Below are 2210 nucleotides of genomic sequence, written 5' to 3'. Positions count from 1 at the left end.
TTCTTTTTCCAGCCAATACTCGCTTACACCCTCCCCTACTTCCACAACTACCCCCGCGCCATCGGAACCTAGGATAACCGGCGTGTTGATGTCAGGATAGCGCCCTTTCTGAATCCAGACATCGCGGTGGTTGAGGGCGGCTGTTTTCAGTTTAACCAGTACTTCTCCCTTACCAGGATCAGGCTTTTCGGCTTCCCGAACTACTAAGGGTTGCTTGACTTCTTCGAGGACGGCAGCTTTCATGTTGTTGTGTAATTATTGAATCGTTGAATTGTGTAATTGTTTAGACGTATACTGCGGCTCAGTTTTCTAAAAAACGCTGAACTCTGAATCGCCAGGCGGTCCTGCAATAACTCTAAACGGCCTCTATCGCTCCTCTCACGCTGCCGTGGGCGTCGAGCAGGGCTTCGGCTTCTTCGCGAGAAACGTTGGTTTCTTCCATCACCATGCGGATGGCGCGTTCGACCAGTTTGTGGTTGGTCATTTGCATGTCCACCATTTTGTTGCCCTGTACCCGGCCGAGGCGAATCATCACTGAGGTAGAGATCATATTTAGTACCAGCTTTTGGGCCGTTCCGGACTTCATGCGGGTACTTCCCGTCACAAATTCAGGGCCGACGACTACCTCCACCGGAAATTCTGCTGCCTTCGCCACCGCTGAACCTTCATTGCAGACGATGCAGCCCGTTAGTATGCCCGCTTCACGGGCTCGATTGAGGCCGCCGATGACGTAAGGCGTGCGACCCGAGGCAGCAATACCAATAAGGGAATCAAGATTGGTAATTTGGTATTCATTGAGATCCTTCCAAGCTTGTTCGTCGTCGTCCTCGGCGAATTCTACGGCTTTGCGGATGGCCGAATCACCGCCCGCCATGATGCCGATCACCATATCGAAAGGGACGCCGTAGGTCGGCGGACATTCGGAAGCATCCACGACGCCCAGTCGTCCACTCGTGCCAGCCCCGATGTAGAAAAGCCGCCCGCCCTGCTTCATGCGCTTGGCGATTTGCTCTACCAGCTTCTCAATCTGCGGAATGGACTTTTCCACGGCAAGCGGAACTGTTTTGTCTTCCTTGTTGATGTTGACCAGAAGTTCCTGAATATTCATGCGTTCGAGGTGGTCGTAGTGGGAGGCGGTTTCGGTGGTCATTTATTTAGTGGATAGTTTACGGTGGACAGTTGACGGCTCTTGATCTACACAATTGGTGTCAAGAGCATAAATTGTATTATTCGCAGTTTATTCTGGCTGTTTTTGAAACATAGTGTCTTGCAAAGGTAAGCAAAGCCCTAAGTTCTTGATAAATCTCAAAAATTGGGAAATAATGTTTGGAAAATAGAAAGATAGCGTCCTTATTTGTCAAGATATTTCAGTCCAGCGAATTTTCGCTGCTAGTGAATTTTCATTTTTATGCAAGAAATCGACACTCAAGTACTCAATAAATATTCACGTACACTTACCCAGGAAGTGACCAATCCTGCTGCCCAGGCAATGCTTTATGCCATCGGCATGAAGGAGGAGGACATGGGCAAGCCACAAATCGGCATTGCCAGCACGGGTTATGAGGGCAATCCCTGCAACATGCATCTGAACGGCTTGTCGGTGTATGTGAAGCAGGGCGTAACAGCCAATGACATGATAGGGCTAATTTTCAACACCATTGGCGTGTCCGACGGCATGACCAACGGCAACGACGGCATGCGCTACTCGCTCCCGAGCCGCGACCTGATCGCGGATTCCATCGAGTCGGTCGTAGCGGCGCAGTGGTACGACGCCGTTATTGCGGTCGTAGGGTGTGATAAAAACATGCCCGGTGCCATTATGGCGATGGCACGGTTAGAGCGTCCGGCCATCATGGTTTATGGCGGCACCATTCGCTCGGGTCACTACAAAGGAAAAAAGTTGGACATCGTTTCGGCCTTCGAGGCGCTTGGCCAGAAATTTGCGGGCAATATTTCCGATGAAGATTATAAGGGTGTCATCCAAAACTCAATCCCTGGTCCCGGTGCTTGTGGTGGAATGTATACAGCCAACACGATGGCCGCGTCCATCGAAGCGATGGGCATGAGTTTGCCGTTCAGCAGCAGCTACCCGGCTACGCACGAAGGCAAGCAGGAGGAGTGCAAGAAAATCGGCGCGGCGATGAAGCTACTTTTGGAGCGAGACATTACCCCGAAAGATATTATTACCAAAAAATCGCTGGAAAACGCGC

3 protein-coding genes are annotated in these 2210 nt (G+C 51.0%); 1 reads left to right on the top strand and 2 read right to left on the bottom strand.

Annotation, left to right across the window (positions count from 1 at the left end; all coding sequences use genetic code 11):
• Together ACEW8P_RS24390 and murQ are read right to left on the bottom strand one after the other, a co-directional pair.
• Positions 1-243 (bottom strand): alcohol dehydrogenase catalytic domain-containing protein (locus ACEW8P_RS24390; RefSeq protein ID WP_373515670.1); only part of this gene is annotated, 243 nt, incomplete at its 3' end.
• A 112-nt stretch (positions 244-355) separates the two neighbouring features.
• Positions 356-1150, bottom strand: coding sequence for an N-acetylmuramic acid 6-phosphate etherase (gene murQ, locus ACEW8P_RS24385; RefSeq protein WP_373515669.1), 795 nt, complete (start codon positions 1148-1150; stop codon positions 356-358).
• Positions 1151-1408: 258 nt separating this feature from the next.
• On the opposite strand from murQ, the gene ACEW8P_RS24380 reads away from it, so the two are divergent.
• Positions 1409-2210, top strand: an 802-nt coding sequence (locus tag ACEW8P_RS24380; RefSeq protein WP_373515668.1) for a dihydroxy-acid dehydratase, incomplete at its 3' end; no start/stop codon positions are given.

Source organism: Persicitalea sp., from assembly GCF_041751555.1.
Taxonomy (GTDB): Bacteria; Bacteroidota; Bacteroidia; order Cytophagales; family Spirosomataceae; genus Persicitalea.
The sequence above is the reverse complement of the archived record's forward strand: the minus strand, read 5'-3'. Positions and strand labels throughout refer to the sequence as shown.

What these genes read in the sequence shown, in the direction of transcription:
- murQ (WP_373515669.1), bottom strand. Translation starts at nt 1,150, where the DNA reads ATGACCACCGAAACCGCCTCCCACTACGACCACCTCGAACGCATGAAT.